The sequence below is a fragment of the Companilactobacillus kimchii DSM 13961 = JCM 10707 genome (genome assembly GCF_001435445.1).
Classification (GTDB): domain Bacteria; phylum Bacillota; class Bacilli; order Lactobacillales; family Lactobacillaceae; genus Companilactobacillus; species Companilactobacillus kimchii.
This window is the reverse complement of record NZ_AZDH01000021.1, coordinates 1-3,057: the sequence shown is the minus strand read 5'-3', so window position 1 is coordinate 3,057 and position 3,057 is coordinate 1. Positions and strand designations below refer to the sequence as shown.

1 rRNA gene is annotated in these 3,057 nt (G+C 47.7%); it reads left to right on the top strand.

Annotation, left to right across the window (positions count from 1 at the left end):
* Nucleotides 1-67: 67 nt before the first annotated feature.
* A 23S ribosomal RNA gene (locus FC97_RS10705) occupies nt 68-2,985 on the top strand.
* Nucleotides 2,986-3,057: the final 72 nt, after the last annotated feature.

The following is a 3,057-nucleotide window of genomic DNA, read 5'->3' as shown; positions in this document are numbered from 1 at the left end:
TTTTGATTGCCAGCTGTGATGAAAATCATGGCAAATTGTTTTAAATTACTTTTTGTAATTTAATTTAGGTTAAGTTATAAAGGGCGCACGGTGGATGCCTAGGCACTAGGAGCCGATGAAGGACGTAACTAACGACGATACGCCTCGGGGAGCTGTAAGTAAGCTTTGATCCGGGGATTTCCGAATGGGGGAACCCAAATATCGTAATGGATATTTACTTGTCTGTGAATACATAGCAGTCAAGAGGAACACGCAATGAACTGAAACATCTAAGTAGTTGCAGGAAGAGAAAGAAAATTCGATTCCCTGAGTAGCGGCGAGCGAAACGGGAATAGCCCAAACTAAAGAGCTTGCTCTTTAGGGTTGTAGGACTGATGTTGTGAGAACAAAAGGTTATGATAGTCGAACAAGTTGGAAAACTTGGCCAAAGAGAGTGAAAGCCTCGTAAACGAAATCTGATCCACTCCATTCAGTATCCTGAGTACGGCGGAACACGAGAAACTCCGTCGGAATCCGGGAGGACCATCTCCCAAGGCTAAATACTCCCTAGTGACCGATAGTGAACCAGTACCGTGAGGGAAAGGTGAAAAGTACCCCGGAAGGGGAGTGAAATAGATCCTGAAACCGTGTGCCTACAAGTAGTCAGAGTCCGTTTATGGATGATGGCGTGCCTTTTGTAGAATGAACCGGCGAGTTACGTTAACATGCAAGGTTAAGATGAAAAGTCGGAGCCGTAGCGAAAGCGAGTCTGAATAGGGCGATTAAGTATGTTGATGTAGACCCGAAACCAAGTGACCTATCCATGTCCAGGTTGAAGATGCGGTAAAACGCATTGGAGGACCGAACTCGTGTATGTTGAAAAATGCTGAGATGAGATGTGGATAGCGGTGAAATTCCAAACGAACTTGGAGATAGCTGGTTCTCTCCGAAATAGCTTTAGGGTTAGCCTCGAGGTTTAGGATCGTGGAGGTAGAGCACTGTTTGGACTAGGGGCCCGTCTTGGGTTACTGAATTCAGATAAACTCCGAATACCATTGATCTTTACTCGGGAGTCAGACGATGAGTGATAAGATCCACCGTCGAAAGGGAAACAGCCCAGATCACCAGTTAAGGTCCCAAAATTCATGCTAAGTGGAAAAGGATGTGGAAACGCATAGACAACTAGGATGTTGGCTTAGAAGCAGCCATTCATTCAAAGAGTGCGTAATAGCTCACTAGTCGAGTGATTCTGCGCCGAAAATGTACCGGGGCTAAGCATGATACCGAAACTGTGGATGTGTCGTAAGACACGTGGTAGGAGAGCGTTGTAATTGCATTGAAGCCATACCGTGAGGAGTGGTGGAGTGATTAGAAGTGAGAATGCCGGTATGAGTAACGAAAGACCAGTGAGAATCTGGTCGGCCGTAAGACTAAGGTTTCCTGGGGAAGGCTCGTCCTCCCAGGGTTAGTCGGGGCCTAAGATGAGGCCGAAAGGCGTAATCGATGGATAACAGGTTGATATTCCTGTACTAGTTTATTTTGTTTGAACGATGGAAGGACGCAGGAGGATGATGTGTGCGCGCTGATGGATATGCGCGTCCAAGCAGTAAGTCTTGATATGAGTTAAATGCTTATGTCTTTAAGGACAAGCTGTGATGGGGAGTGAAATTTTAGTAACGAAGCACAATAACTCACACTGCCAAGAAAAGTTCCTAGTTAGAAATAAACTACCCGTACCGCAAACCGACACAGGTAGTCGAGGAGAGTATCCTAAGGTCAGCGAGTGAACTCTCGTTAAGGAACTCGGCAAAATGACCCCGTAACTTCGGGAGAAGGGGTGCTGGTGTAACAGCCAGCCGCAGTGAATAGGCCCAAACAACTGTTTATCAAAAACACAGGTCTATGCTAAATCGTAAGATGACGTATATGGGCTGACGCCTGCCCGGTGCTGGAAGGTTAAGAGGATCAGTTAGCTTTTGCGAAGCTGAGAATTGAAGCCCCAGTAAACGGCGGCCGTAACTATAACGGTCCTAAGGTAGCGAAATTCCTTGTCGGGTAAGTTCCGACCCGCACGAAAGGCGTAATGATTTGGGCACTGTCTCAACGAGAGACTCGGTGAAATTATAATACCCGTGAAGATGCGGGTTACCCGCGACAGGACGGAAAGACCCCATGGAGCTTTACTGTAGCTTGATATTGAGTTTTTGTGTGACATGTACAGGATAGGTAGGAGCCGTTGATCTCGGAACGCTAGTTTCGAGGGAGGCATTGGTGGGATACTACCCTTGTTATATGAAAACTCTAACCTACATCACTTAGCGTGGTGAGGGACAGTGTCTGGTGGGCAGTTTGACTGGGGCGGTCGCCTCCTAAAATGTAACGGAGGCGCTCAAAGGTTCGCTCAGAATGGTTGGAAATCATTCGTAGAATGTAAAGGCATAAGCGAGCTTGACTGCGAGACTGACAAGTCGAGCAGGGACGAAAGTCGGACTTAGTGATCCGGTGGTACCATATGGAAGGGCCATCGCTCAACGGATAAAAGCTACCCTGGGGATAACAGGCTTATCTCCCCCAAGAGTTCACATCGACGGGGAGGTTTGGCACCTCGATGTCGGCTCATCGCATCCTGGGGCTGTAGTCGGTCCCAAGGGTTGGGCTGTTCGCCCATTAAAGCGGTACGCGAGCTGGGTTCAGAACGTCGTGAGACAGTTCGGTCCCTATCCGTCGCGGGCGTAGGAAATTTGAGAGGAGCTGTCCTTAGTACGAGAGGACCGGGATGGACATACCTCTGGTGTACCAGTTGTGCCGCCAGGCGCATCGCTGGGTAGCTACGTATGGACGGGATAAACGCTGAAAGCATCTAAGTGTGAAGCCCCCCTCGAGATGAGATTTCCCATTCCTTTATGGAAGTAAGATCCGTTAGAGAATATGACGTAGATAGGCTGCGGGTGGAAGTGTAGCGATACATGGAGCTGAGCAGTACTAATAGATCGAGGACTTAACCGAGTAAGAGTTTACAGCAGTTTGAAGTGTTTCAACTTAATTCATAATCTTAATATCTAGTTTTGAAGGTACGAG